We start from the raw sequence: 23,273 nt of genomic DNA on the forward strand, positions 1-23,273 counted from the left end.
TAATAAGTAGTCCAAAAAAATGTAATTAACTATTTTTGGATTATAGAGAAATACTATTTACCATTCCCGCTTAATGCCTCTCAAATAAGGGCCTGACATTAATGACGTAAATATGTCGTACAAGAGACGCTATTAAAACTATAAACCAGGATTACATTTACATCAGATTAAAACAATATAAAGTCAATAATATGAATTTATCACAGCGAGTTAAGGAATTGAGATGTAGAAAAGGGTTGTCTCAAGAATTACTGGCCGAAGAGTCCAGATTGAGTCTAAGAACCATTCAAAGAATAGAAAATAACGAATCAGAACCTCGGGGGGATACTTTAAAAAGATTGGCAATTGCACTGGATACTTCTCCCGATGAAATTTTGGACTGGAAAATTCTTGAGGACAAAGGATATTTAACACTTATGAGTTTATCGGCACTGGGGTTTTTGTTCTTCCCAATTTTAGGGATTATTCTTCCCCTAATTTTTTGGATACTGAAAAAGGATAAATTGAAAAATGCAAATGAACTCGGCAAGTCGATTTTAAATTTTGAAATCACATGGTGCCTCCTTCTTTTCTCTTATTTTATTATAATATTCTCAGGATTGTTGGGGGTAATAATGGGATACTTAGATAACATCGTAGGACCGGCAAGTATCTTAAAATTATACATTCCAGTCATACTCCTATATATTTATAATATTACAGTAATAATATTAAGCACTATCAAAGTCTTTAAAAATAAAAGACATAGTTATAAACCTGCCTTGAAAATATTCAAATAAAAAATACCCCTTAACTAGACCATCTTTAATCTGTAAAGCCCTGAAGTAATTACTTCGACAGAGTCCCCTTTTTCTGAACTCCTGATATCTTTCGGGAGAGAAGTCGCACACCATTGGCCCCTCCTTATTGGACTCGACTGCGCCCGACCAGACATTTTATCGTCATTGCGAGCCCGCCTGACGGCTAGGCAGGCGTAGCGCGGCAATCCTCTTTCTAACTTTGGATCTGACCCACTGTTCTCTGTTATATTGTATAGCAAAAAACATAAGTGTATTAAAAGAAGGTTAATTTTTTAGGCGTCTTAATTCACCACCTGCTGATATTCAGTATTTTACCAACAATTATTAACCCAACCCCTACTTACTTCACTTATTTAACACCCAATATTTGTTAACTTAGGTACTGGATTCCCTTTACTTGCTGAATTGTATACAGAAAATTCGAAATTTACTGTAAAGGAACATCTTGGCTTTAATAAAACACAAAAAATAATTTTTTAACCCTAAATGATAACAATGAAAAAAGTATTGTTTTTAACTGGCGATTTCACCGAAGATTATGAAACCATGGTCCCTTTCCAGATGTTGGAAATGGTTGGGTACACTGTACATACCGTATGCCCGGACAAGAAAAAGGGAGATATCGTTAAAACAGCCATACACGATTTTGAAGGCGACCAGACCTACACGGAAAAGCCGGGTCATAATTTTGCGTTGAACTACAGCTTTGCGGATGTAAATGTGAACGACTATGATGGATTGGTAATTGCCGGAGGAAGGGCTCCAGAATATTTGAGATTGAACAAAAAAGTACTTGAAATGGTACAACATTTTTTCACTACCAATAAACCCGTAGCCGCAATCTGCCATGGTATTCAAATTTTGACCGCTGCAGGTGTGGTAAAGGGAAGAAAGCTGACGGCTTACCCTGCCGTAGGCCCTGAAGTAAATTTGGCTGGAGGAGAATTTCAATCTATCCCCGTAGACGGAGCCTATGTAGATGGCAACCTAATAACCTCCCCAGCTTGGCCAGCACATCCAAGTTTTATAAGGGAATTTCTTAAAGTTATGGGAGCTAAAATTCAGCTATAACAAACCAACTTCTTTTGTGTGAAAAATGCAGGTAGTAATACCTTTTCACGTAATTGCGAGCATAGGAGGGGTCTGGCCATCTTAACTTTTGAGATAAAGAAAAGAATCCAGGTCTCGACTGCGCCTGCCTAGCCACCAGGCACCCTCGAAAGGACGGACATTGGACTTTAAACATTGAACATTGAACCCTGTACCTTGACCCACGAAGGAGAAACAAAGAATTGCTATATTAGAGATTTCATTAGAATCATTATTCCATAATTTAGGCAGTCCTAAAACATCAATGATCAAAGCAATATTCCATTCCGAAATTTCCAATGCAGAAAAACTTCACGATCTTTTTCAAGTCTCCTATCGCATTGAGGCTGCATTATTGGGTGCTACAGATTTTCCGCCTTTAAACAGAAGCATTATTGATTTTCAAAACAGCAACACCCAATTTTATGGATTTTGGAAAGATGATGTTTTGGCCGCTGCAGTTGAAATAGACCAACTAAAAAACACTCTTAAAATCTGTAGCTTGGTAGTACATCCCAACTATTTTAGGCAGGGAATTGCCCGTAAGCTGTTATTGTTCGTTGAAGATTATGACGATTCCGAGACCCTTGTTGTAGAAACCGGTTGGGCCAATGCCCCGGCAATGGCCTTATATGAGAAGTTTGGGTTTCAGGAAACACGGGAATATATTGGTCCGGGAGGGATCAAAAAAAAATGTTTTAGCAAATTGAAATAAGAAGAATGAAAAGCAACATTATTGGAAGAAATCTCAAATTATTAGTACTTGTTTTTACTGTTTTTTGTGTTGGAAATACCTTCGGCCAAAGCCTGACCAATACCAAGATCAACGGCTACAGGGGCATTTGGTTCGAATTAAATCAGAAGTACGAGTATGGGGACAAATACTCAGGGGCGCTGGGAACCTACACTGCAAAGCATGTTCCCCTGGCCATTTATTCCCCCGAAGTTGAAAAAACCTTTTTTGTATATGGGGGAACGCCGTCCGAGGACCAACGTTACCTTCTGTGTATGATCGGGGAGTTCGACCATAAAACGGAAATGGTCTCACAACCCACCGTTGTCTTTGACAAAAATGGAGTAGACGACCCTCATGACAATCCCTCCATTCTAATCGATGGCTCAGGGTATATTTGGGTGTTTATCAGTGGGCGCGGTGCCAAAAGACCAGGTTATAAATACAAAAGCAAAGCGCCGTATTCCATTAAGGAATTTGTACAGATAACGGAAGAGGAAATGACCTACCCACAACCCAGGTACACCGATTTTGGCTTCTTTCAATTTTTTACAAAATATACAGGGGTACGCCAACTCTACTTTGAAACCAGTAAGGACGGCATTTCTTGGACCAATGATAAATTACTCGCCGCCATCCCCGAAAAGGAAGGTGAAAAATCAGGGCATTATCAGACCTCTGATCTATTTAATGGCAAGGTGTTAGGAACGTTTTTTAATAGACATCCCAATGGCAATGTCGACAAAAGGACCGACCTGTACTACATCCAATCGGCCGACTTTGGATCCACATGGACCACTGTGAATGGTATTAACACCCCAGTACCAGTAACGGACCTGGCCAGTCCCGCCAGAGCTGTGGATTATGCCTCCCAAAATAAAAACCTGTATCTAAAGGATATGGGCTTTACAGCTGATGGCTATCCTGCCTGCCTATACATTAGAAGCAATGGTCACGAACCCGGACCCAAAAGTGCCCCATACGAATGGTGCATTACCAAATGGAACGGTGCGGAATGGCAAACTAATGTGGTAACCACCTCCGACCACAATTATGATATGGGGAGTCTCTTTATAAGCGAAGATAACTGGAAAATTGTTGGACCTACGGAAAAAGGTGCCCAGGATTGGGGTGTTGGCGGTGAATTGGCCATCTGGCAATCCACCGATAAGGGAGAAACTTGGAAAAAGATAAACACTATAACGGAGCATAGTTCTTTAAGTCATTCCTATGTGAGAAGACCTGTAAATTACAAGGCCCCGTTTTCATTTTTCTGGGCCGATGGTGATTCGCACCAGCTAAGTAAATCCGAACTATATTTTGGAAATTTCAAGGGCGACATTTGGAAAATGCCCTATAACATGTCCAAAGATTATGAAATGCCAATTAAGATCAAATGATTAAATTAGGACTTCAATAGAACCACATGAAAGCTATTAAATGTGAATCCTATGGTCCTCCCGAAAAGGTGGTTAGGATAACCGAAGTCGCCATACCCTCACCTAAAGACAATGAGGTTTTAATAAAGATCCATGCCACTACCGTAAACGACTACGACTGGATTCTGGCTTTGGGCAAACCCTATTTGTACCGATTAATGCTCGGGCTTTTTAAACCCAAAAATGGCCTTTTGGGAATGGAATTGTCCGGTACCGTTGCAGCCATTGGGGCAAAGGCCAAGAAATTTAAAATTGGGGATGCAGTTATGGGCGATACCTCGGAATATGGCTTTGGCACCTTTGCCGAATATATAAGTATTAACGAAAATGCGGTTATCCAAAAACCCCGAACCCTAAGTTTTGAGGAAGCGGCTGCCATACCGCATGCCTCCTGTCTGGCATTACAGGCTTTGCGGGACATAGGAGAAATAAAAGAGGGGCAAAAAATACTGATCAACGGTGGCGGTGGCGGCGTAGGAACCATTGGACTACAGTTGGCCAAACTCCATAATTGTGCAGTTACTGGAGTGGATTCACAAGAAAAATTAGCCATAATGACGGCCATTGGTTATGACCAGGTGATCGACTATAAAAAGGTAAATTTCACCAAGGCAGGGAAACGGTACGACCTCATCTTGGATTGTAAGTCCAACAAAGCTTCACTTACCTATCTCAAAGCCTTGAACCCCAATGGGCGGTATGTAAGTATAGGCGGCAAGCCTTTCAATCTAATTGGATTGTTGCTGTGGGGTAAACTTATGCCCCTGTTCAGCTCTAAAAGGTTAAAGATACTAGCACTAAAATCAAATAGTGGTTTGGAGTTTATCTGTGACCTCCTCGCGCAGCGGAAAATCCAATGCCAGATAGACGGTCCATATCCCATGGAAGATGCAGGGCGATTGATCCAGTATTTTGGTGAGGGAAAACATAAGGGGAAAATTGTGATTAGTATCAAAGCCCAAACACATAAAGAATGAATCCCATTGCCCACCTAAAAGAACAAATAGACCGGGAAGGTTTATGGAGCACGGAACTGCAACTGGATAGGAACCAATATTTAAAAGTTCAGGGAAGTATGGATACCAACCTCTATTGGGTGGCAGAAGGGAGTTTAAGGATTTTTGTGGTAGAGGAAAATGAGGAACACACCATTAGATTTGGCTATAAAGATAATTTTATAGTTGCGCTGGATTCTTTTCTAAACGAAATGCCTTCCGATTTATATATACAGGCCCTAAAAAAAACAAAACTAAAAGTCATTGGCAAGTCGGTCTTTACCAAGTATATAAAGTCCACTCCTGAGAATATGGAAACATGGCAACTTATTTTGGAGCAGCTGGTATTACAGCAAATGGAAAGGGAGCGGGATATCTTAACCATGTCTCCCTTGGAAAGGTATAAAAGAGTCCTAAAGCGCAGCCCTCAACTCTTTCAGGAAATACCCAACAAATACATTGCCTCCTATCTAAGGATGACCCCTGAAACACTTTCTAGGATCAAAAAATCTTAATTTCAATCAATGTTTTAGTAGCTAAAAGCAGCGAATTTTGCCATAAAAAAGCAATGGAAATAGCATCTAAAGATTTATTGCAGGATTTGTTGGAGCGCAGCCAGGATTATAAGGCCAAGGCAGAACAATTTCAAAAACTGCCTTTGGAAACCTTAAATTGGAAAGCCTCCCCAGAAAGCTGGAGTATATTGGAATGCCTTGAACATTTAAACCGATATGGGGATTTTTATATTCCTGAAATTGAAAAGCGGCTAATAGCGTCCCGACACCTACCTTCCAAAAAATTCAAAAGCGGATGGTTGGGCAACTATTTTGCCAATACCATGCTTCCCAAGGAAAAGCTAAACAGGATGAAAACCTTTAAATCCATGGATCCAGTAGGCAGCAGCCTGGATAAGGGGGTACTCTCCAAATTTATTGCCCAACAACTGGCCTTGATCAATATATTGAAGCTGGCCTCTCGGGCAGACCTCACCAAAACCAAAACGGGCATCTCCATTTCCAAATGGATCAAGCTTAGATTGGGAGATACGTTTAGAGTGGTCATCTATCACAATCATAGACACATGGTCCAGGCGGAAAGGGTCTTGAAGGAGGCTGGTAGACAGTAAGCTTGGTCCCAGCTATGGAGAGATTACTTCGTCGCCACAGCTCCCTGTCTTCCGACGAGGCAGGCCTTTCTACCGCCAAGGCAGGCTCGCAATGACGAATTGGTTTTAATAGCAAATAATCACATTAAAAAATTTAGACCTGAGACACTTCGCCTACTGTTCACTTTTTACTATTTACTTCCCACTGTTTACCGCTCACTGACCACTGTTTACCCCCCGCTAGCGCGAGCATCATGCTCGTGCTTAAGAATCTAGGTGCACAAAGCTCCTAGGCTTGGGTTTTCAATCCCTTCCGTCTTCTCCTACTTTGGTCGGAGAATCCACCTTATCCTCCCGCGGAAAACGCGGGACAGGCTTAACTAAGGGAAGGAACCCCTTATTGTTGACATTGCGGTTTTACTGTTTACCGCTCACTGACCACTGTTTACTAATTAAGAAATCTTGTCCATTTTCTTTCTGATCTCTGCTAGGCAAAGATTGCCAAAACTACCTTCATGGGTATGCCTTATGTCCCTCTTAGGGGTAAAGGTGCCTTCGTTGATCTCCTTACCCATTTTCTTATAGGCATCACGGAAAGGAGTGCCACTCAATACCAGTTCGTTCAAGGTATCCACACTAAACAGATAATCGTATTTGGGGTCGTCCAAGATGTTTTCATTTACCCTTATTTCCTTTAGGCTAAAGGTCATGATTTCCAAACAGGCCTTTAGGTCCTGAATGGCCGGTACGATTACCTCTTTTACCAATTGCAGGTCCCTATGATAGCCACTCGGCAGATTATTGGTTATTAATATCAATTGGTTGGGTACGGTTTGAAGTCGGTTACACTTACCGCGCACCAGTTCAAAGACATCCGGGTTTTTCTTGTGGGGCATAATACTGGAACCAGTAGTTAGCTCATCCGGGAAGGAGACAAAATTAAAGTTCTGGCTCATATACAGACAGATATCCATAGCCATTTTAGACAGGGTGGCTGCAATACTGCTCATGCCAAATGCTGCTGCCTTTTCTACCTTGCCACGGCCCATTTGGGCGGCTACCACATTGTATTTCATGGTCTCAAAGCCCATTTCCTCCGTGGTAAAACTACGGTCTATAGGGAAAGAGCTGCCATAACCCGCAGCACTACCCAAGGGGTTTTGGTCGGCTACCTTATAGGCAGCATCCACAAAATAAAGGTCGTCTACCAAACTTTCGGCATAGGCAGAGAACCATAGTCCAAAGGAAGAGGGCATGGCCACCTGTAAATGGGTATAACCCGGCAACATAACGTTCTTGTGCTTGTCCGCCAAATTCAGTAGCAGGTGGAACAAATCCTTGGTCAGATCTTTGATTTCCGTTAACTCATTCTTTAGGTACAGATGCATGGCCACCAAAACTTGATCGTTCCTTGAACGTGCGGTATGAATCTTTTTTCCAGCATCGCCCAACCTTAGTGTCAGCAGGAACTCAATTTTGGAATGCATGTCCTCAAAACTGTCCTCAATAGTAAAAGTGCCATTTTCTATGGTCTTGGCTATATTGTCCAGCTCATTTACCAAGGAATCGGTTTCTTTAAGGGTCAACAGCCCGATTTTGCCCAGCATTTTGGCATGTGCTTTGGAGGCAATTACATCGTATTTTGCCAAAAGCAAATCCAGTTCCCTATCATTGCCCACCGTGAAATGGTCTATTTTTTTGTCCGTGCTAAATCCTTTGTCCCAAAGTTTCATTTGTCGTTTTTATTTGTTTTTTTTAAAGGTCAAATGTTGTTCGCCTTTAAACCTCTCTAATAAATAAACAGGTTCGTTCTGGCTCGGTTCATTTGATGTCTTTTATAGTTTTTTATAGGTCATTTACAATGAACAAATCAACATTGTTTATTGTTAATTGATTATTGATTACTTATCATTGTTTATTGTTTCAGGAAGCCTTGTAAAATTTGAATATACAAATCTATTCCCTCTTCTATTTCTGCCACATAAATAAATTCGTCTGCAGAATGACTGCGCGTACTATCGCCAGGTCCCAGTTTTAAGGACTGACAATATAGGGCCGCCTGATCGGATAAAGTGGGTGAACCGTAGCTACTTCTACCCAATGCCAAGCCCGATTTAACCAAGGGATGGTCCTTATTGATCGAGGAGGAATTTAAACGTAACGAACGTGGCTTTACCTCACAAGGGGCTTCGGCAGTAAGTATGTCCGCTATTTCCTTGTTGGAATAACAGTCGTTTACCCGCACATCTATTACCAGATCTACATGACCGGGTACAACATTGTGCTGATTTCCAGCACTTATTTGGGTTACCGTAAGCTTTACTTCCCCCAACACTTCCGATACTTTGGGAAACTTATAATCCTTGAACCACTGCAGTACCTCTATGGTATTGTAAATGGCATTATTGTTATTGGGATGCGCGGCATGGGATGGTGTTCCACTAACCTTACCTTCAAAAACCACCAGCCCTTTTTCAGCTATGGCCAAATTCATCAAAGTAGGTTCCCCTACTATAGCCACATCTATTCTTGGAAGGATTAATAACATACTATTCAAGCCGTTGGGGCCAGAACTTTCCTCCTCCGCAGAGGCCACGATCACCATATTATGGCTCAGGTTTTCCTGGGCATAAAAATGGGTAAAGGTAGCGATCAGGGATACCAAGCATCCGCCAGCATCGTTACTTCCTAAACCAAATAATTTTCCATCCTCAATATGTGGATAAAAAGGATTTTTGGTATAAGCCGAATTGGGCTTTACCGTATCGTGATGCGAGTTTAGCAGTAATAATGGCTTGCTCTCATCAAAGTGTTTATTAAAGGCGTACACATTGTTCTTCTCCCGTTTAAAAGGGATGTCGAAGGATTGAAACCATGCTTCAATTGCATCTGCCGTTTTATCTTCTTCGGAGGAAAACGACTGAATTGAAATCAATTCCTGTAACAATGCAATAGCCTTTTCCGTAAGTTTTTGTTGATCCATGTTTATAAGGTAATCGTGGTAAATAAGGTAGATTTTGGGTTTAACATATCCAAGTCCCCAATACAAACCTTGCCCACATTTTTATGAAGCGCATGGAAGCAATTCTCCAATTTTGGAAGCATGCCATCCGCTATAATTTTCTTTTCCAATAATTCCTGGTAGTTCTTAGGTTCCAGGTGTTTTACTACAGTGGTCTCGTCCGAAACATCCAACAACACCCCTTTCTTTTCAAAGCAATAGTAGAGGGTGGTCTCGTAGTTCCCGCTCATCCCAATTGCCACTTCCGAGGCAATGGTATCGGCATTGGTGTTCAACAACTGCCCTTCCTTGTTATGGGTGATCGCACAAAACACCGGAACAAATTCCGCCTGCAACAACTTGTCTATGGCCTCTGCATTTACTTCCTCTACATCCCCTGCAAACCCGTAATCAATTTCCCGTACCGGTCTTTTCACGGCACGGATGGTATTGCCATCGGCACCGCTCAATCCTATAGCGTTGGTACCTCTGGCCTGCAATTGTGCCACAATATTCTTGTTTGCCAATCCGCCATAGACCATGGTAATTACTTTTAGTCCCTCTTCATCAGTAATACGTCTTCCGCCTACCAATTTGGATTCTATTCCTAATTTTTCAGCGATTTGGGTAGCTAGTTTCCCACCTCCGTGTACCAAAATCTTAGGGCCTGCCATAGCAGAAAAGGAATCCAGGAATTTGTTGAGCTCCCCTTCATTCTCTATTACGTTCCCTCCTATTTTTATTATAGATAGTTTTTGTTTCATCTCTTTTTTTACTTCCCGCTTGGGGTGACCTTAATCATTTTTCTAGGCTAGGACTTGCAAACCTACAAATCCAGAAGCAACCCCCCCGGCTTGATTGAATTTCAAAATTATATTTTTAACTTAAACCAAACAGCTCCCCTCTTGGAACGAAGAGGGGAATGAATTTTCTGCTCTTTGGCAGAAAAGAAAGGGGAGTTCGAAATCCCAACTCTTCTGATTTTATCCCGACACCTCTTTATTCATACATACTGGCTATCAGAACCCTCCGTCTTCTCCTCCTATGGTCGGAGAAGCCACCTTCCCTTCACTGAGGGGAAGTGCTTTTTTAAGTCTTAAAATTATCTTTTATTTCATTTAATACCGATTCTAAATGGTCAAATACCATTTTGTTTTCAAACCGTATCACCTTGTAACCCATAATCATGAAATATCCAGTTCTTTCGTCATCATAGTCAATGGCCTGGGGATTATTGTGGATTTCTCCATCCAACTCCACTATCAACCGCTCTGCTGCACAATAAAAATCCACCACGTATTTTGAAATACTATGTTGCCTAGTAAATCGTCTGCCCTCAAGTTTACGGGAACTTAATTGCTTCCAAAGAAAGGCTTCGGCTGGCGTCAGGTTAGACCGGAGCTCATTTCTGAATCCCGAAAGTTCTTTTTTGGTATGTAGCTTATCCTTTGTCATTCCTTTTTTACAGCTCGCCTAACTTTCGTCCTTATTCCAAAATCCGCGCTTTCAAAACCCTCCGTCTTCGCTTGTGGCGAAGCCACCTCCCTTCGTCTGAAGGGAGGTGCCGTGTTAACATTTCAAAATTATATTTATTACTCAAATCAAACAGCTCCCCTCTTGGAACGAAGAGGGGAATGAATTTCCCCGCCTCCAGCGGGGGAAGAAAGGGGAGTTTGAAATCCCTAACATTTGGTCTAAACCCTAACTTTCTCTTTTGTTCCAATATCCGCGCTTTCAAAACCCTTCTTCTTCGCTTGGGGCGAAACCACCTCCCTTCGTCTGAAGGGAGGTGCCATGATTGTATTTCAAAATTATATTTTTGTTCAAATTAAATCGTTCTCCACTGTGCAAAGTCTCCTAGCTTGGCACTATATAAAACCATTCGAGCACAACAACCAACCTTTGGTTTCAATCCCTTCCGTCTTCTCCTCCTATGGTCGGAGAAGCTACCTTGTCCTCCCGCGGAAAACGCGGGACAGGCTTGCTAAGGGAAGGAGCACCCTATTTTCGTCATTGTTCACTGACAACTGTTTACTGATTACTGTTCACTGCAAACTGTTCACTGCAAACTGCCTACCCCTTCAAGCTCTCCAACAACTTCTTCAACACGATTTGTGCGGAATAGGTTCTATTATGAGCCTGTTTTATGGCCAAGGAATTATTTCCATCCAAAACCTCATCGGCTACTACCACATTTCGCCTTACGGGCAAACAGTGCATAAATTTAGCATTGCCCAACTTTTTATTGGTAATGGTCCAGTTCTTGTCCTGACTTACCACCTTACCATAATCCTGGTAACTACTCCAGTTCTTTACATATACAAAATCGGCATCTTCCAGAGCCTTATCCTGATCGTATTCTATTTTGGCACCCTTGGTCACCTCAGGATTTAAATCGTATCCTTTGGGATGGGTAATAACAAAATCGGCATCCTGCAAATGCATCATTTCCACGAAGGAATTGGCTACAGCATGCGGCAATGCTTTTGGATGTGGTGCCCAGGACAATACTACTTTTGGTCTTTTCTTGGTATTGTTCTCGGCTAGGGTAATGGCATCTGCCAAAGCCTGCAAAGGATGGCCCACGGAACTTTCCATGTTTACTACCGGAATACCGGCATATTTTTTAAAGCCGTTCATGACTACTTCCGCCTCGTCCTGTTCCTTATCGGTCAAGGAGGCAAAGGCTCTAATGGCCACTATATCGCAATATTGGGCTACTACCTGAGCTGCTTCCTTAATGTGTTCAGAGGTACCTTGGTCCATTACGGTACCGTCTCCGTACTCCAACGCCCATCCTTCGCTTCCAAAGTTCATCACAATAACTTCCATGCCCAGATTCATGGCCGCTTTTTGCGTGCTTAAACGGGTTCTAAGGCTGTTATTGAAGAATAATAAACATATGGTCTTTGCCTGTCCCAAGGCTTTGAATTGAAGCGGATTCGCCTTTAATGATCTAGCTTCTTCCACCCACTGCGGTAGGGAATCGATATCTTTTAAGGATAAATAGTGTTGCATTTCTTTATTTTATGGTTGTAAAAGCGGTTTTGTTCTCTATCGCATCGATGATAAAATTGTCCTTTAGGCCATTTACGATCCAAGTTTCTATATTGGCCTGTCTGGCGATGTTGGCTGCCTCAATTTTGGATTCCATTCCTCCTGTACCATGGGAGGATTTTGAACTACTGACCTCATTTTGCAAATCGGCCAGATCGCTCGCCAAACGAATGGTTTCTGGAACCTTGTTGGCAAACGATTCCTTGGTGTAAATGCCATCGGTGTTGGTAGCAATAATCAAGAGATCCACCTTCATCAAAGCAGCTGTCAATGCCGCCAACTTATCGTTATCTCCAAACTGGATCTCATCGGTGGCTACAGTATCGTTCTCGTTGATGATCGGGATAAAGTTATTAGCTACCAAGACATTGATGGTATTGCAGATATTTTCCTTGGAAACTTCCCTCTCAAAATCGGAATAGGACAAAAGACATTGGGAGGTAAACAATCCCAATTCCCTAAAATTTTCTTGGAAAATACGCATTAAATGGGGCTGACCTATGGAGGCCAAGGCCTGCTTAACGGTAATCTCCTGCCCGTTATGTTCCAATTTTACAAACTGCTTGGCGGCGGCTATGGCTCCTGAACTTACAATGATGAATTCGTATTGATCCTTAAGTTTAGCAATCTGCCTACCAATATCCTCAATTTTTCCTCTGGATATATGGTCCGTTTCCTTGGTGAGGGTGTTGGATCCTATTTTTAATAATATTCTTTTCTTCTGCATGTTCTTTTTTTTAGACCTATTGTTAGGTCTGGGTACTACCTTATTTGACCATCACCTTTAACATACCATTTGTTGGTCACCAAATGTTGAAGTCCTATGGGGCCCCTTTGGTGTAATTTATCCGTACTTATGGCCAGTTCCCCGCCAAGTCCAAATTGCCCTCCATCCGTAAATCGCGTGGATACATTATGGTACACTGCCGCAGAATCCACAGAATTCATAAATAGGGTGGCCTCTTGCTCTTCTTCAGTAACGATTACCGCGGAATGGCCACCGCCATAGGTATTTATCTTTTCAACAGCTTCCTCCGTGTTTCCCACTTCCCCGATAAGGATTTTATAATCCAAAAATTCTTCAAACCAGGTGTTTTCTTCCGTTATTACTGAAGTATCTGCCGTTCCGACCAGACTGTTGTCGACCAAAATCTCTACTTTTTTCGCTTTTAATTCCGCGATCAAATCCTTTATAAAGGCCGCTTTGTTGGGCAATTCACTATCTATTAACACCTTGTCCAAGGCATTACAGGCCGATATTTTTGTGGTTTTGGCATTCAGGATAATACTCAATGCTTTTTTTAGGTCTGCCTTGGGATGAACATATAAGAAGTTATTTCCCCTTCCACTGACGATCACTGGGCAAGTAGCATGCTTTTTGGTAAAAGCAATCAATTTTTCCCCTCCCCTTGGCACAATTAGATCCAGCTTTTGAGTGGGTTTTTCCAAAAAGGCCTGGGTCTGTTCCCTATTGAATTCCAAATAAGTGACCCAATCTTTGGAAATGCCATGTTCCTCCAAGGATTTATGCCAAAAATTAACTAGGACCAAATTGCTTTGAAGTGATTCCTTTCCGCCTTTCAACAAAATTTTATTCCCCGATTTAAAGGCAATTGCTGCAGCTTCTATGGTAACATCGGGTCTAGATTCATATATGATCAAGACTGTACCAAAAGGTGCCGTTTTATTACTGACATGCATCCCATTTTCATGGACAAAATTAAATCGCTCCAAACCCAAGGGGTCCTCCTGGCTCGCCAACTGCTGTAATGATAGGATCATACCTTCAATCTTGGCATCATCAACCTTTAGTCGGTCGTACATGGCCAAATCATTTCCCTTATAAGCCTCCAGGTCCTTCTTATTGATTTCCAGAATGGTGCTGCGTTCCCCATCGATCAACTGTGCCATGGTACTGAGTACCGCATTCCTTTGGGATATGTCTAAATACAAACTCATGACAATTCCTTTTTTAGGGCATCAAAAAATTGATCCAAATTTTCTTTGGTAATATTCAATGCCGGTAATATCCGCAATACATATTTGTCACTGGCACCACCTGTGAACATATGTTGGTTGTGGATGAGTTTTTTTCTCAATTCAGCCACTTCAAAATCAAATTCCAACCCCAACATTAGTCCCATTCCCTTTACTCTTTTTACCTGTGGGATGGCAGATGCCTTTTCCTTAAAATATTCAAAAAGCTCGGCGGCATTATCTATTAAATTTTCTTTCTCGATTACTTCCAACACTGCCAATCCAGCGGCACAGGCCAAATGATTGCCTCCAAACGTGGTTCCCAACATTCCGTAGGAAGCCTTAATACTTTCATGGATAAGGACTCCACCAATAGGAAATCCGTTACCCATTCCCTTGGCTACTGTAATTATGTCCGGTTGAATGCCATAGTGTTGGAAGGCAAAAAACTTGCCGCTTCTTCCATAACCACATTGCACCTCATCTGCAATAAGCAGTGCGCCATTTTCCTTACATAGTGCCGCTATATTTTGATAAAATTCTTGGGAAGGCTGGTCCAGACCACCTACCCCTTGAATGGTCTCTATGATTACACTACAAACATCACCTTTGGAAATTTCGCTTTTAAAAGCTGCCAAATCCTCGAAAGGAAGTATGGTTACCTTTTGTTGCTTGTTTATGGGTGCGTTTATCTTCTCATTATCGGTAGCGGCCACAGCGGCAGAAGTTCTACCGTGAAATCCGTGTTTAAAGGCGATTACCCTAGATTTACCTGTTTGGAACGATGTCAGTTTTAAGGCATTTTCGTTGGCCTCTGCCCCTGAATTGCATAGGAACAGATTGTAATCTTCGCAGCCCGAAAGTTTCCCCAATTTATGCGCCAAGGCTTCTTGAATCGGGTTCTGGACGGCATTGCTATAAAATCCGATCTTATCCAGCTGGTTTTTTAATCGGTCTACATAATGTGGATGCGAATGCCCAATCGAAATTACGGCATGTCCACCGTAGAAATCCATATAATCCTGTCCTTTTTCATCGGTAACCACAATTCCTTTAGCCGAAACGGGAGTCACGTCGTATAATGGGTATACATCAAATAATTCCATCTTCTATCTTATATTTTGAACCTCTTTTGCGTTAATACCCGGTAGGTCTAATAGCGAGGTTATCCTTTTTTAATCTCGTTTATCTTATCGAATGAGGCCACTATACCTCTGATCAGGGAGGAGCTTAGTCCTTGGTGTTCCATTTCGTTCAATCCGGAAATGGTACATCCCCTGGGGGTGGTAACCTTATCTATTTCATTTTCTGGGTGACTGTCAGATTCTATAAGAAGACTGGCAGCCCCATTGCAGGTATGCATGGCCAATTCCTGTGCTTCCTTGGCATCGAATCCCAATTGAATGGCTCCTTGTGTGGTGGCTCGTATCAATCGCATCCAAAACGCAATTCCACTGGCACAAATAACGGTAGCGGCCTGCATTTGGTCTTCCGGAATTTGCATGGAATGCCCCATACGGTTAAAGATGGCCTTGGCCAAATCTACCCTTTTGGCACCCTTCTCATTGCTACAGATACAGGTCATGGATTTCCCTACAGAAATAGCGGTATTGGGCATGGCACGAATAATATAGTGATCAGGACCAATAACTTCTTCCATTCGGGCTATACTAAAACCGGTGATGGTGGAAATAATAACATGCTTGTCCGTAAGGATGTCCTTAACCTCTCCCAATATCTTTACAAATTGGCTGGGCTGAACTGCAAATATTAGAATGTCCGATTTGGACACTGCTTCCCTATTATCCGTGGTAGTGGTCACAATTCCAAATTTCTCTATTTCCTTAAGACCACTAAGATTTCTCTTGGTAAGGACCATTGATGTGGCCCCGTTAGTGTTCAAAATGCCTTTTGCTATGGACAACCCTAAATTACCTGCTCCAATTATGGCTATTTTCATTCCTTAATAGTTATTAGTTTCCTTCCCAAAACCGTGGGAACCTGTTGATTGGTTTAATTGTTTTTTAGTCGGCTTAATATTGCCATTAACCCTCAAGGGCCAACAATACTAAAATACACCTGCTTTTAATTGCAAGCCTTCCGTTTCCTTAAATCCGAAGGCCAAGTTCATATTTTGAACTGCCTGCCCTGAAGCCCCTTTCAATAAATTATCTATGGCAGAGGTAATCAGTAGGGTATTGTTGTGCTTGTGCAAATGAATATGGCATTGGTTGGTATTCACCACCTGCTTTAGGTTGATGTCTTCCTCCGTTACCTGGGTAAAGACAGCATCCTTATAAAAATCGTTGTAAAGTTCATAGGCTTCTTCCAAACTACCATCAAAATCGGTATATGCCGTGGCCAATATCCCTCGGGTAAAATTACCCCTATTGGGAAGGAAAAATAGATCTCCTGTATTTTCTTGAAGACTGTGCAAACTTTCATTTATCTCCCCAAGGTGCTGGTGCGTAAAAGGCTTGTACCAGGATACATTGTTATTCCTCCAACTAAAATGCGAAGTTGATGAAAGGCTTACTCCAGCTCCGGTACTTCCGGTAACAGCATTGATATGTACCGGTTTATCCAATTTATGGGCCTTTGCCAATGGCAATAATCCCAACTGGATAGCGGTAGCAAAACAACCAGGGTTAGCAATATATTTCGCCTTTTTAATTTCTTCCTTTTTTAGTTCGGGCAAGCCGTAGACAAAAGATTTTCCGTCCAGTACGGCATCGGCCTCCAGCCTAAAGTCATTACTCAAATCTATGATCCTGGTGTCTTTGGAAAACTCGTTTTCCTTTAAAAAACTAGTGGAGTTTCCATGCCCAAGACAAAGAAATACCACATCTACATCCTTGTTAACCTCTCCTGTAAATGCCAGATCGGTAACCCCTAACAGGTCCGGATGGGCCGTGGTAACCTTTTTACCCGCCCTGGTGGTACTAAAAACAAAATCTATAGTTGCATTGGGGTGGTTCAGGAGAATTCTGATGAGTTCCCCACCAGTATACCCTGAACCACCAATGATACCTACTTTAATCATTATTCTGATTTACGTGGTTATATATTTTTCCCGAATTGGAAAGTATTTTAATAAATCCTTTGGCATCATCTGCAGTCCATCCTTTGTTCATCTCGCCATAACTACCAAAAGAGGCGTTCATTAAATCGTGCGAAGAGGATATCCCGTCCAATTCAAATCGATACGGGTGCAGACTTACAAAGACATCACCACTAACGTTCTTTTGGGTATCGGTCAAGAAGGCCTCGATATTGCGCATTACCTCATCCAAATAATTTCCTTCGTGTAACAACATGCCATAGAAATTACCTTGTTGTTCCTTCTGGTACTGTTGCCATTTGGTAAGGGTGTGTTTTTCCAATAAATGATGGGCCTTGATAATAATCAAGGAAGCAGGAGCTTCAAACCCTACCCTTCCTTTTATCCCAATAATGGTATCTCCAACGTGGATATCCCTACCTATAGCATATTTGGAAGCAATAGCCTCCAACTTTACGATATTGTTCACAGGAGTATCGTTTTCGCCGTCCAATCCAATTAATTCACCCTTATGAAATGTAAGTTTCAATTGTTTGGGTTCTGTTTCTTGAAGTTGGCTTGGATAGGCAGAATCCGGCAAGGACTTATGTGAGGTAAGTGTTTCCTCACCTCCCACCGAGGTGCCCCATAGGCCTCTGTTAATAGAGTATTTTGCTTTCTCCCAAGGGTAGTCTACCCCGTTGTTCTTTAAATATTCAATTTCTACCTCCCTAGCCAATTTATTATCGCGTATGGGGGTAATAATTTCAATTTCGGGAGCTATGATCTGAAAAATCATATCAAACCTAACCTGATCGTTCCCAGCCCCTGTACTACCGTGGGCAATATATTTGGCGCCGACCTTTTTGGCGTAGTTTACAATTTCAATAGCCTGAACAATTCGTTCCGCACTTACCGATAAAGGATAGGTATTGTTCTTTAGTACGTTCCCGAAAATTAAATACTTTACCACCTTTTCATAAAAGGTTTGTACGGCATCTATAGAAGTGTAGGAAGTGGCCCCCAACTCTAAGGCCTTTTTATGAATGCTATCTATTTCTTCCTTTGAAAACCCACCAGTGTTTACACTTACGGCATGTACTTCAAAACCTTGGTCCTTTGACAAATACTTGGCACAATAGGAAGTGTCCAATCCACCACTATATGCTAAAACTAATTTCTTCATGCTAAACTTATCTTATAATTATATTCATAGTAGTTTTGAGCCACTACTTCGTTTTCTTGTTAAGGAACAGACTCTCCTTTATACTTTTTAATCTTTGAAAGGCCTTGGAATTCAATTTTTCCTTGGGCTCCGATTTGGTTTCCTTTGCTTTGGTTTCGGGATCGTACAACATTCCGGTACAAAGACACATTTTTTGTTCTGTCCTGGTAAGGATATCGAAATTTTTACAAGTCTGACAACCTTTCCAAAACTCCGGATCCGTAGTCAGCTCTGAAAATGTAACCGGTTTATAGCCCAGTTCATAGTTCATTTTCATTACTGCCAATCCAGTCGTAATCCCGAATATTTTGGCATTGGGAAACTTACTCCTGGAAAGGGCAAAAATTTCCTTTTTTATTTGCTTGGCCAAACCTTGATTTCTGTAATCAGGATGTACTATAAGCCCGGAATTGGCGACAAACTTCTCGTGTCCCCAAACCTCAATATAACAGAAACCTGCAAATTTATCACCATCCAGGGCGATAATGGCATTGCCATTATGCAATCTCTTTTGAATGTATTCAGGAGTACGCTTAGCAATCCCGGTGCCGCGCACTTTGGCCGACTCTGCAATGGTTTCGCAGATAATTTCGGCATATTTAAAATGGGAATCGTTAGCAATAACAATCTTCATTGAATGTTGCTTTTAAATTAAAATTATGATTTATTTTTTTTGAGAGGGAAATGGACTCACCTATTTCCATAAAAGAAGTGCACCCTTACGGGCGACGACGTGTAGGCGTAAATGAATAAGCAAGGCTAGATGCCCTGTTAAAATCAAATATGTACGCGATGTTACTCATTATACCATCAAAAGTACAAATAAAAATGAATTGGCGTAATTAATACATTAATTTTTATGAAAAAGTAGTTTTTTGTTATATAATCTCAATATTTCATAGATCATAAAACCATACACTGCAATATATTCAATGGACAACAACCAATAATTCTCTTTAAACCCCTCATTGGAATAGGCCCAATAACTCAATATAATACTAAAGGACCATATTATTGGAAATCTAAACTCGGTAAATAAGCATAAAACAACTAAAAAAATAATATACCAAGGGTGCACGGTGGCCGACAAAAAATAATAAAACGTTAAGACCCATAGCATAGAGGTCATCAAGCTTGATATTTTTTTATTGTCACGAACAAACGTAAACAGGGCAACCAAGGCAATGACGATGATGGGCGTTATTTTTCCATAGTCCTTAATAAGCTCCCACGGCTTGGCATCAAAATTTACCGCCACTTTTTTAATTACATTGTACAGTCCTGCATTAAATTCAAAATTGGAGAACCATAGTCCTACCGTCTGTATATAATTATCTGCAAATTCAGGGGAATAAAAAGGGAGTACCAAAAGGACCGAAGTTATTCCCACAACCCCATAGAAGAGTATACTTTTCTTTATTCCGAAATATTTTAGGAACAAGGGCAGAAATAATAAGGGTACCAATTTTATGGAAATCGAAAGTGCATATACAATAGCTCCCAACAGCCATTTTTTATTAAACAACAAATAAATGGACCATATAAAAAAGAACAACATCACCCCTTCAAAATGAAGGTTCCCTGTCAGTTCCAAAATCACCATGGGATTTAAAAAATACCAGAAAATCAAATGCGTAGATTTATTGAGCTTTTGCAACAACTTACGACCAAAATACAGAATCCCCAGATCGGACAGAATTATAATGGTCCGCATCATCAATACGCTACCTACTATGCTCTTCCCGGACAACAAAGTGGAGAGAGCAAAAATAAACTGGTTCAATGGTGGGTAATTGCTATAATTTGAAGCACTCAGACCTCCCATTCCACTTATCAACTCCCCTGCATTGTTCATTATTTGGCCACCACCTATGATCATATCTTTAGGAATGTGTAGGTAGGGGTTTATGCCATTGTTGATCAACTGACCATCCCATATGAATCTATAAAAATCCTGGGAGAGGTTGGGTTCGGCAAAAAGTAGTGTCAATCGAAAAAGGGTTCCGGAAATGGCCAAAAACTTAAAATTCCATTTTTCAAACTGGATTAGCTTGTAGCACAAAAAAAACAGGACCGAATATAGGCTTAACAATTTTATAAAATCGGCACGATCCAAATCGTACCCAAAAGCCATATAGAATAGAATGCTAAAAAGCACCATTAACATTGGAATTTTGTGAAGTTTCCAATAAGAAACGGTCCTTTGGATCATAGTGGTCTGGTAGTTTTTGGTCACTTAATTAGTTCAGCAATCTCCAAATTTAAATGAAATTATCAAATAACAGCTGGTCTAATTTTGATTTTGGCAATGAAAATATAGCCCTTTTAAAAATTTCCGTATAAGCACCTCTGTAGAACCCTAAGTTGTCTTGCACCAAAGGGAGTGCAACTCATTTTTAACCTCAGGTCTTTAGGAGTAAAATTGTTTGATATTATTGGAATTGAAAAAGCCCCATTCCTTTTATGGAACGGGGCTTTTGATATCAATATTTTAATTTTATTTAGGCCCTTGCCATAAGGGATTTAAAAAAGACATAACCGAATCCTAAAAACAACATAAAATGAAATGGAAAAAGTCCAAAATCGTTTAAAGGAATTGCGCTGTACATTCCAAATAGGAAGTAGAGCATTAAGGCCGCCTCCAAGATCATGTTGGGAGAAAGTTTTGTAGCCAAGTATTTATTTCCTTTCCAGCTATCCTTTATACTGTTCAAATTAAATTTTGGTGTCCTAACAAACTCACTTCTCTTACCCATATGGCCTTCCAAAACCGCAATGGAATTGTGCAAAGAAAACCCAAGTGCCACTGAGAAAAAGGTGAAGAAGATTTTTATATAGTCCACAAAATTATCAAAACTACTTCCCTGTATACTCTTATAGGTAAACCAATAGCAGACGAAAAGTATAATGGTACTTAGAATAAAGAACTTGGTAGCTTCAAAAATCCATCCCAAATGGTCAAAAGTATTTTTTATATACATCATTGGTATACTCAACAGGGCAACCAAAAACACACAAAGGAACATTGAGCTATTTAACAAGTGCATAACGCCATGAAACTTTGTCTTGAACGAAATATTCTTTGCGGTAACCACACTCCAAACGGTTTTTCTAAAGTTTTCCGCTCCGCCCTTGTTCCAACGAAACTGTTGTGAACGGGCAGCACTAATTACTACGGGAAGTTCTGCGGGTGTCTCTACATCCTCCAAATACTTGAATTTCCAGTTTTTTAATTGTGCCCGGTAACTAAGATCTAAGTCCTCCGTCAAGGTATCCCCTTCCCAGTTTCCCGCATCCAGAATACATTCCTTTCTCCAAATACCAGCGGTACCATTGAAATTAATAAAATGTCCTTTGGCATTACGTCCTACTTGTTCCAAAGTAAAGTGGGCATCCAAGGCAAAAGCCTGAATACGGGTCAAAGTAGAATACTCTCTATTGATATGCCCCCATCTTGTTTGAACGACACCAATTTCCTTATCTTTAAAATATATAACAGTTTTCTTCAACCAATCACTGGATGGCAAGAAATCTGCATCAAATATGGCTATAAACTCTCCTTTGGCCAAAACCAGGCCTTCTTTTAAAGCTCCTGCCTTATACCCTTGTCTATTGGTCCTTCTTATATGTGTAATATCCAGACCGGTCTCTTGAAGCGCTTGGATACGCTTTGCCGTATCCAATACGGACTCGTCAGTGGAATCATCCAAAACCTGAATCTCCAACTTACTTTTAGGATATTCTATTTTAGAGATATTGTCCAACAAACGTTCCACTACATACTCTTCATTATAAATAGGAAGTTGTATGGTAACAAAAGGTATTTCTTTTGGATCTAGTAAATTGTATTTCGGAGCTACCTGATTTCTCCTTTTATAGCCCAAATAGTTGACCAGTAAATTAAGCTGGGCCAAGCTATAAAAGAATATTAATAGTAAAGAAATACTGTAAATGGCAATGATAAAGTAAGTAATTGTTAGTCCCATTTTATTTTAAACTGTATTTAAATATCCAACCTAGGATTTTTGCGCCTGCAAATATAGTACCTTTTACCGTACCTGATACTTTTGATACGCCAATTCTTTTTTTGTAACGCACTGGTACTTCGGTATATGTAAATCCCTTTTTTAGAACCTTCAACTGCATTTCTACGGTCCATCCGTAGGTCTTATCCTCCATTTCCAGTGCCAAAAGCTTGTCGTACTTTATGGCTCTAAATGGACCCAGATCAGTAAAAGAAGCTCCAAAGAACCATTTCATTAAAGTGGTGGCCAAGGCATTTCCAAAAACCTGCTGTGGCGTCATAGACCCATCTTCCCGCAACTCCTTTGTTCTGGCCCCAATAACGAAATCTATGTTGTTTTCAACTATAGGTTTTACCACTTTGGAAAGTTCTTCGGGATAATCCGAATAGTCTCCGTCCATAAATACGATAATATCGGGTGTTTTGGATTGTTTGGATATATAATTAATTCCAAGAAGACAGGCATAACCATAACCCATTCTATTTTCTGTGAGAACCGTCGCTCCGGCACCCCTTGCATTAAGGGCTGTATCGTCCGTAGAATTGTTGTTTACGACAATTATTTCAGAAACTATTTCGGGGATTTCTTTTATTACATTTGCAATGGAATCAGCTTCATTATAGGCAGGAATTATTACTTTAATATTGGTCATTAGTATATATGAAGAATGATTCTTATTTGTCCATTGATATTTACCTGAGGCATCATAAATACCCATAGCCCCATTTAAAGGGCAAAGGTATCAATACTTTTATCAATTTATATATCTTCAAGTGTTGTAGGGCAT

22 protein-coding genes are annotated in these 23,273 nt (G+C 40.8%); 7 read left to right on the forward strand and 15 right to left on the reverse strand.

Annotated features, from left to right (window positions below; genetic code table 11):
- Nucleotides 1-191: 191 nt before the first annotated feature.
- From H4O18_RS01025 to H4O18_RS01055, 7 genes are all read left to right on the forward strand, one after another.
- Entirely contained in the window at nt 192-779 is a 588-nt protein-coding gene (locus H4O18_RS01025) for a helix-turn-helix domain-containing protein (protein ID WP_187581243.1), read from the forward strand.
- Nucleotides 780-1,295: 516 nt separating this feature from the next.
- On the forward strand, nt 1,296-1,871 hold the full coding sequence (locus tag H4O18_RS01030; RefSeq protein WP_187581244.1) for a DJ-1/PfpI family protein: 576 nt from the start codon (nt 1,296-1,298) through the stop codon (nt 1,869-1,871).
- A gap of 283 nt (nt 1,872-2,154) precedes the next feature.
- On the forward strand, nt 2,155-2,604 hold the full coding sequence (locus H4O18_RS01035) for a GNAT family N-acetyltransferase (RefSeq protein WP_187581245.1): 450 nt from the start codon (nt 2,155-2,157) through the stop codon (nt 2,602-2,604).
- A gap of 5 nt (nt 2,605-2,609) precedes the next feature.
- On the forward strand, nt 2,610-4,022 hold the full coding sequence (locus tag H4O18_RS01040) for a BNR-4 repeat-containing protein (protein WP_187581246.1): 1,413 nt from the start codon (nt 2,610-2,612) through the stop codon (nt 4,020-4,022).
- A gap of 26 nt (nt 4,023-4,048) precedes the next feature.
- The gene (locus H4O18_RS01045; RefSeq protein ID WP_187581247.1) at nt 4,049-5,038 is read left to right on the forward strand and encodes an NAD(P)-dependent alcohol dehydrogenase; all 990 of its coding nucleotides are present in this window, start codon (nt 4,049-4,051) and stop codon (nt 5,036-5,038) included.
- Nucleotides 5,035-5,571 (forward strand): Crp/Fnr family transcriptional regulator, encoded by a 537-nt coding sequence (locus tag H4O18_RS01050; RefSeq protein WP_187581248.1) that lies wholly within the window; start codon nt 5,035-5,037, stop codon nt 5,569-5,571. The genes H4O18_RS01045 and H4O18_RS01050 overlap by 4 nt, the downstream gene beginning before the upstream one ends.
- 53 nt (nt 5,572-5,624) lie before the next feature.
- Nucleotides 5,625-6,182, forward strand: coding sequence for a DinB family protein (locus H4O18_RS01055; protein WP_187581249.1), 558 nt, complete (start codon nt 5,625-5,627; stop codon nt 6,180-6,182).
- 431 nt (nt 6,183-6,613) lie between these two features.
- Here H4O18_RS01055 and argH read toward each other — a convergent pair whose 3' ends face one another.
- From argH to H4O18_RS01130, 15 genes are all read right to left on the reverse strand, one after another.
- The gene (gene argH, locus H4O18_RS01060; RefSeq protein WP_187581250.1) at nt 6,614-7,894 is read right to left on the reverse strand and encodes an argininosuccinate lyase; all 1,281 of its coding nucleotides are present in this window, start codon (nt 7,892-7,894) and stop codon (nt 6,614-6,616) included.
- Nucleotides 7,895-8,076: 182 nt separating this feature from the next.
- A complete protein-coding gene (locus H4O18_RS01065; RefSeq protein ID WP_187581251.1) occupies nt 8,077-9,144 on the reverse strand; it encodes a M20 family metallo-hydrolase in 1,068 nt (355 codons plus the stop codon).
- Nucleotides 9,145-9,146: 2 nt separating this feature from the next.
- On the reverse strand, nt 9,147-9,926 hold the full coding sequence (gene argB / locus H4O18_RS01070; protein ID WP_187581252.1) for an acetylglutamate kinase: 780 nt from the start codon (nt 9,924-9,926) through the stop codon (nt 9,147-9,149).
- Nucleotides 9,927-10,251: 325 nt separating this feature from the next.
- Nucleotides 10,252-10,617 carry an endonuclease domain-containing protein gene (locus H4O18_RS01075; protein WP_187581253.1) on the reverse strand — a complete coding sequence of 122 codons (366 nt, stop codon included), beginning with the start codon at nt 10,615-10,617 and terminating at the stop codon, nt 10,252-10,254.
- Nucleotides 10,618-11,235: 618 nt separating this feature from the next.
- On the reverse strand, nt 11,236-12,180 hold the full coding sequence (locus tag H4O18_RS01080; protein ID WP_187581254.1) for a Rossmann-fold NAD(P)-binding domain-containing protein: 945 nt from the start codon (nt 12,178-12,180) through the stop codon (nt 11,236-11,238).
- Nucleotides 12,181-12,184: 4 nt separating this feature from the next.
- The gene (proB, locus tag H4O18_RS01085; RefSeq protein ID WP_187581255.1) at nt 12,185-12,946 is read right to left on the reverse strand and encodes a glutamate 5-kinase; all 762 of its coding nucleotides are present in this window, start codon (nt 12,944-12,946) and stop codon (nt 12,185-12,187) included.
- Between the two features lie 35 nt (nt 12,947-12,981).
- A complete protein-coding gene (locus tag H4O18_RS01090; protein WP_187581256.1) occupies nt 12,982-14,178 on the reverse strand; it encodes a glutamate-5-semialdehyde dehydrogenase in 1,197 nt (398 codons plus the stop codon).
- Nucleotides 14,175-15,302 carry an aspartate aminotransferase family protein gene (locus H4O18_RS01095; RefSeq protein ID WP_187581257.1) on the reverse strand — a complete coding sequence of 376 codons (1,128 nt, stop codon included), beginning with the start codon at nt 15,300-15,302 and terminating at the stop codon, nt 14,175-14,177. Before H4O18_RS01095 ends, H4O18_RS01090 begins: the two co-directional genes overlap by 4 nt.
- Nucleotides 15,303-15,361: 59 nt before the next feature.
- Complete coding sequence (gene proC, locus H4O18_RS01100) at nt 15,362-16,156, reverse strand: pyrroline-5-carboxylate reductase (protein ID WP_187581258.1); 795 nt, start codon at nt 16,154-16,156, stop codon at nt 15,362-15,364.
- A 108-nt stretch (nt 16,157-16,264) separates the two neighbouring features.
- Nucleotides 16,265-17,239, reverse strand: coding sequence for an N-acetyl-gamma-glutamyl-phosphate reductase (gene argC, locus H4O18_RS01105; RefSeq protein ID WP_187581259.1), 975 nt, complete (start codon nt 17,237-17,239; stop codon nt 16,265-16,267).
- A complete protein-coding gene (gene argG / locus H4O18_RS01110; protein ID WP_187581260.1) occupies nt 17,232-18,422 on the reverse strand; it encodes an argininosuccinate synthase in 1,191 nt (396 codons plus the stop codon). Before argG ends, argC begins: the two co-directional genes overlap by 8 nt.
- A gap of 43 nt (nt 18,423-18,465) precedes the next feature.
- A complete protein-coding gene (locus tag H4O18_RS01115) occupies nt 18,466-19,095 on the reverse strand; it encodes a GNAT family N-acetyltransferase (RefSeq protein WP_187581261.1) in 630 nt (209 codons plus the stop codon).
- A gap of 216 nt (nt 19,096-19,311) precedes the next feature.
- On the reverse strand, nt 19,312-20,697 hold the full coding sequence (gene mptB, locus H4O18_RS01120; protein ID WP_343065395.1) for a polyprenol phosphomannose-dependent alpha 1,6 mannosyltransferase MptB: 1,386 nt from the start codon (nt 20,695-20,697) through the stop codon (nt 19,312-19,314).
- Nucleotides 20,698-20,962: 265 nt separating this feature from the next.
- Nucleotides 20,963-22,447 (reverse strand): cellulose synthase family protein, encoded by a 1,485-nt coding sequence (locus H4O18_RS01125; protein WP_187581262.1) that lies wholly within the window; start codon nt 22,445-22,447, stop codon nt 20,963-20,965.
- A 1-nt stretch (nt 22,448) separates the two neighbouring features.
- Nucleotides 22,449-23,138 (reverse strand): glycosyltransferase family 2 protein, encoded by a 690-nt coding sequence (locus H4O18_RS01130; RefSeq protein ID WP_187581645.1) that lies wholly within the window; start codon nt 23,136-23,138, stop codon nt 22,449-22,451.
- Nucleotides 23,139-23,273: the final 135 nt, after the last annotated feature.

Origin of the sequence: Arenibacter arenosicollis, assembly GCF_014397245.1 — a bacterium.
Classification (GTDB): domain Bacteria; phylum Bacteroidota; class Bacteroidia; order Flavobacteriales; family Flavobacteriaceae; genus Arenibacter; species Arenibacter arenosicollis.

Excerpts from the sequence above, each read along its gene's own strand:
- H4O18_RS01095 (WP_187581257.1), bottom strand. The coding sequence starts at position 15,302 with ATGGAATTATTTGATGTATACCCATTATACGACGTGACTCCCGTTTCG.
- H4O18_RS01030 (WP_187581244.1), top strand. The coding sequence starts at position 1,296 with ATGAAAAAAGTATTGTTTTTAACTGGCGATTTCACCGAAGATTATGAA.
- H4O18_RS01130 (WP_187581645.1), bottom strand. The coding sequence starts at position 23,138 with ATGACCAATATTAAAGTAATAATTCCTGCCTATAATGAAGCTGATTCC.
- H4O18_RS01045 (WP_187581247.1), top strand. The coding sequence starts at position 4,049 with ATGAAAGCTATTAAATGTGAATCCTATGGTCCTCCCGAAAAGGTGGTT.
- H4O18_RS01025 (WP_187581243.1), top strand. The coding sequence starts at position 192 with ATGAATTTATCACAGCGAGTTAAGGAATTGAGATGTAGAAAAGGGTTG.
- H4O18_RS01080 (WP_187581254.1), bottom strand. The coding sequence starts at position 12,180 with ATGCAACACTATTTATCCTTAAAAGATATCGATTCCCTACCGCAGTGG.
- H4O18_RS01065 (WP_187581251.1), bottom strand. The coding sequence starts at position 9,144 with ATGGATCAACAAAAACTTACGGAAAAGGCTATTGCATTGTTACAGGAA.
- H4O18_RS01125 (WP_187581262.1), bottom strand. The coding sequence starts at position 22,447 with ATGGGACTAACAATTACTTACTTTATCATTGCCATTTACAGTATTTCT.
- H4O18_RS01090 (WP_187581256.1), bottom strand. The coding sequence starts at position 14,178 with ATGAGTTTGTATTTAGACATATCCCAAAGGAATGCGGTACTCAGTACC.
- argB (WP_187581252.1), bottom strand. The coding sequence starts at position 9,926 with ATGAAACAAAAACTATCTATAATAAAAATAGGAGGGAACGTAATAGAG.
- H4O18_RS01055 (WP_187581249.1), top strand. The coding sequence starts at position 5,625 with ATGGAAATAGCATCTAAAGATTTATTGCAGGATTTGTTGGAGCGCAGC.
- argG (WP_187581260.1), bottom strand. The coding sequence starts at position 18,422 with ATGAAGAAATTAGTTTTAGCATATAGTGGTGGATTGGACACTTCCTAT.
- H4O18_RS01050 (WP_187581248.1), top strand. The coding sequence starts at position 5,035 with ATGAATCCCATTGCCCACCTAAAAGAACAAATAGACCGGGAAGGTTTA.
- H4O18_RS01075 (WP_187581253.1), bottom strand. The coding sequence starts at position 10,617 with ATGACAAAGGATAAGCTACATACCAAAAAAGAACTTTCGGGATTCAGA.
- proB (WP_187581255.1), bottom strand. The coding sequence starts at position 12,946 with ATGCAGAAGAAAAGAATATTATTAAAAATAGGATCCAACACCCTCACC.
- proC (WP_187581258.1), bottom strand. The coding sequence starts at position 16,156 with ATGAAAATAGCCATAATTGGAGCAGGTAATTTAGGGTTGTCCATAGCA.
- H4O18_RS01115 (WP_187581261.1), bottom strand. The coding sequence starts at position 19,095 with ATGAAGATTGTTATTGCTAACGATTCCCATTTTAAATATGCCGAAATT.
- argC (WP_187581259.1), bottom strand. The coding sequence starts at position 17,239 with ATGATTAAAGTAGGTATCATTGGTGGTTCAGGGTATACTGGTGGGGAA.
- H4O18_RS01040 (WP_187581246.1), top strand. The coding sequence starts at position 2,610 with ATGAAAAGCAACATTATTGGAAGAAATCTCAAATTATTAGTACTTGTT.
- H4O18_RS01035 (WP_187581245.1), top strand. The coding sequence starts at position 2,155 with ATGATCAAAGCAATATTCCATTCCGAAATTTCCAATGCAGAAAAACTT.
- argH (WP_187581250.1), bottom strand. The coding sequence starts at position 7,894 with ATGAAACTTTGGGACAAAGGATTTAGCACGGACAAAAAAATAGACCAT.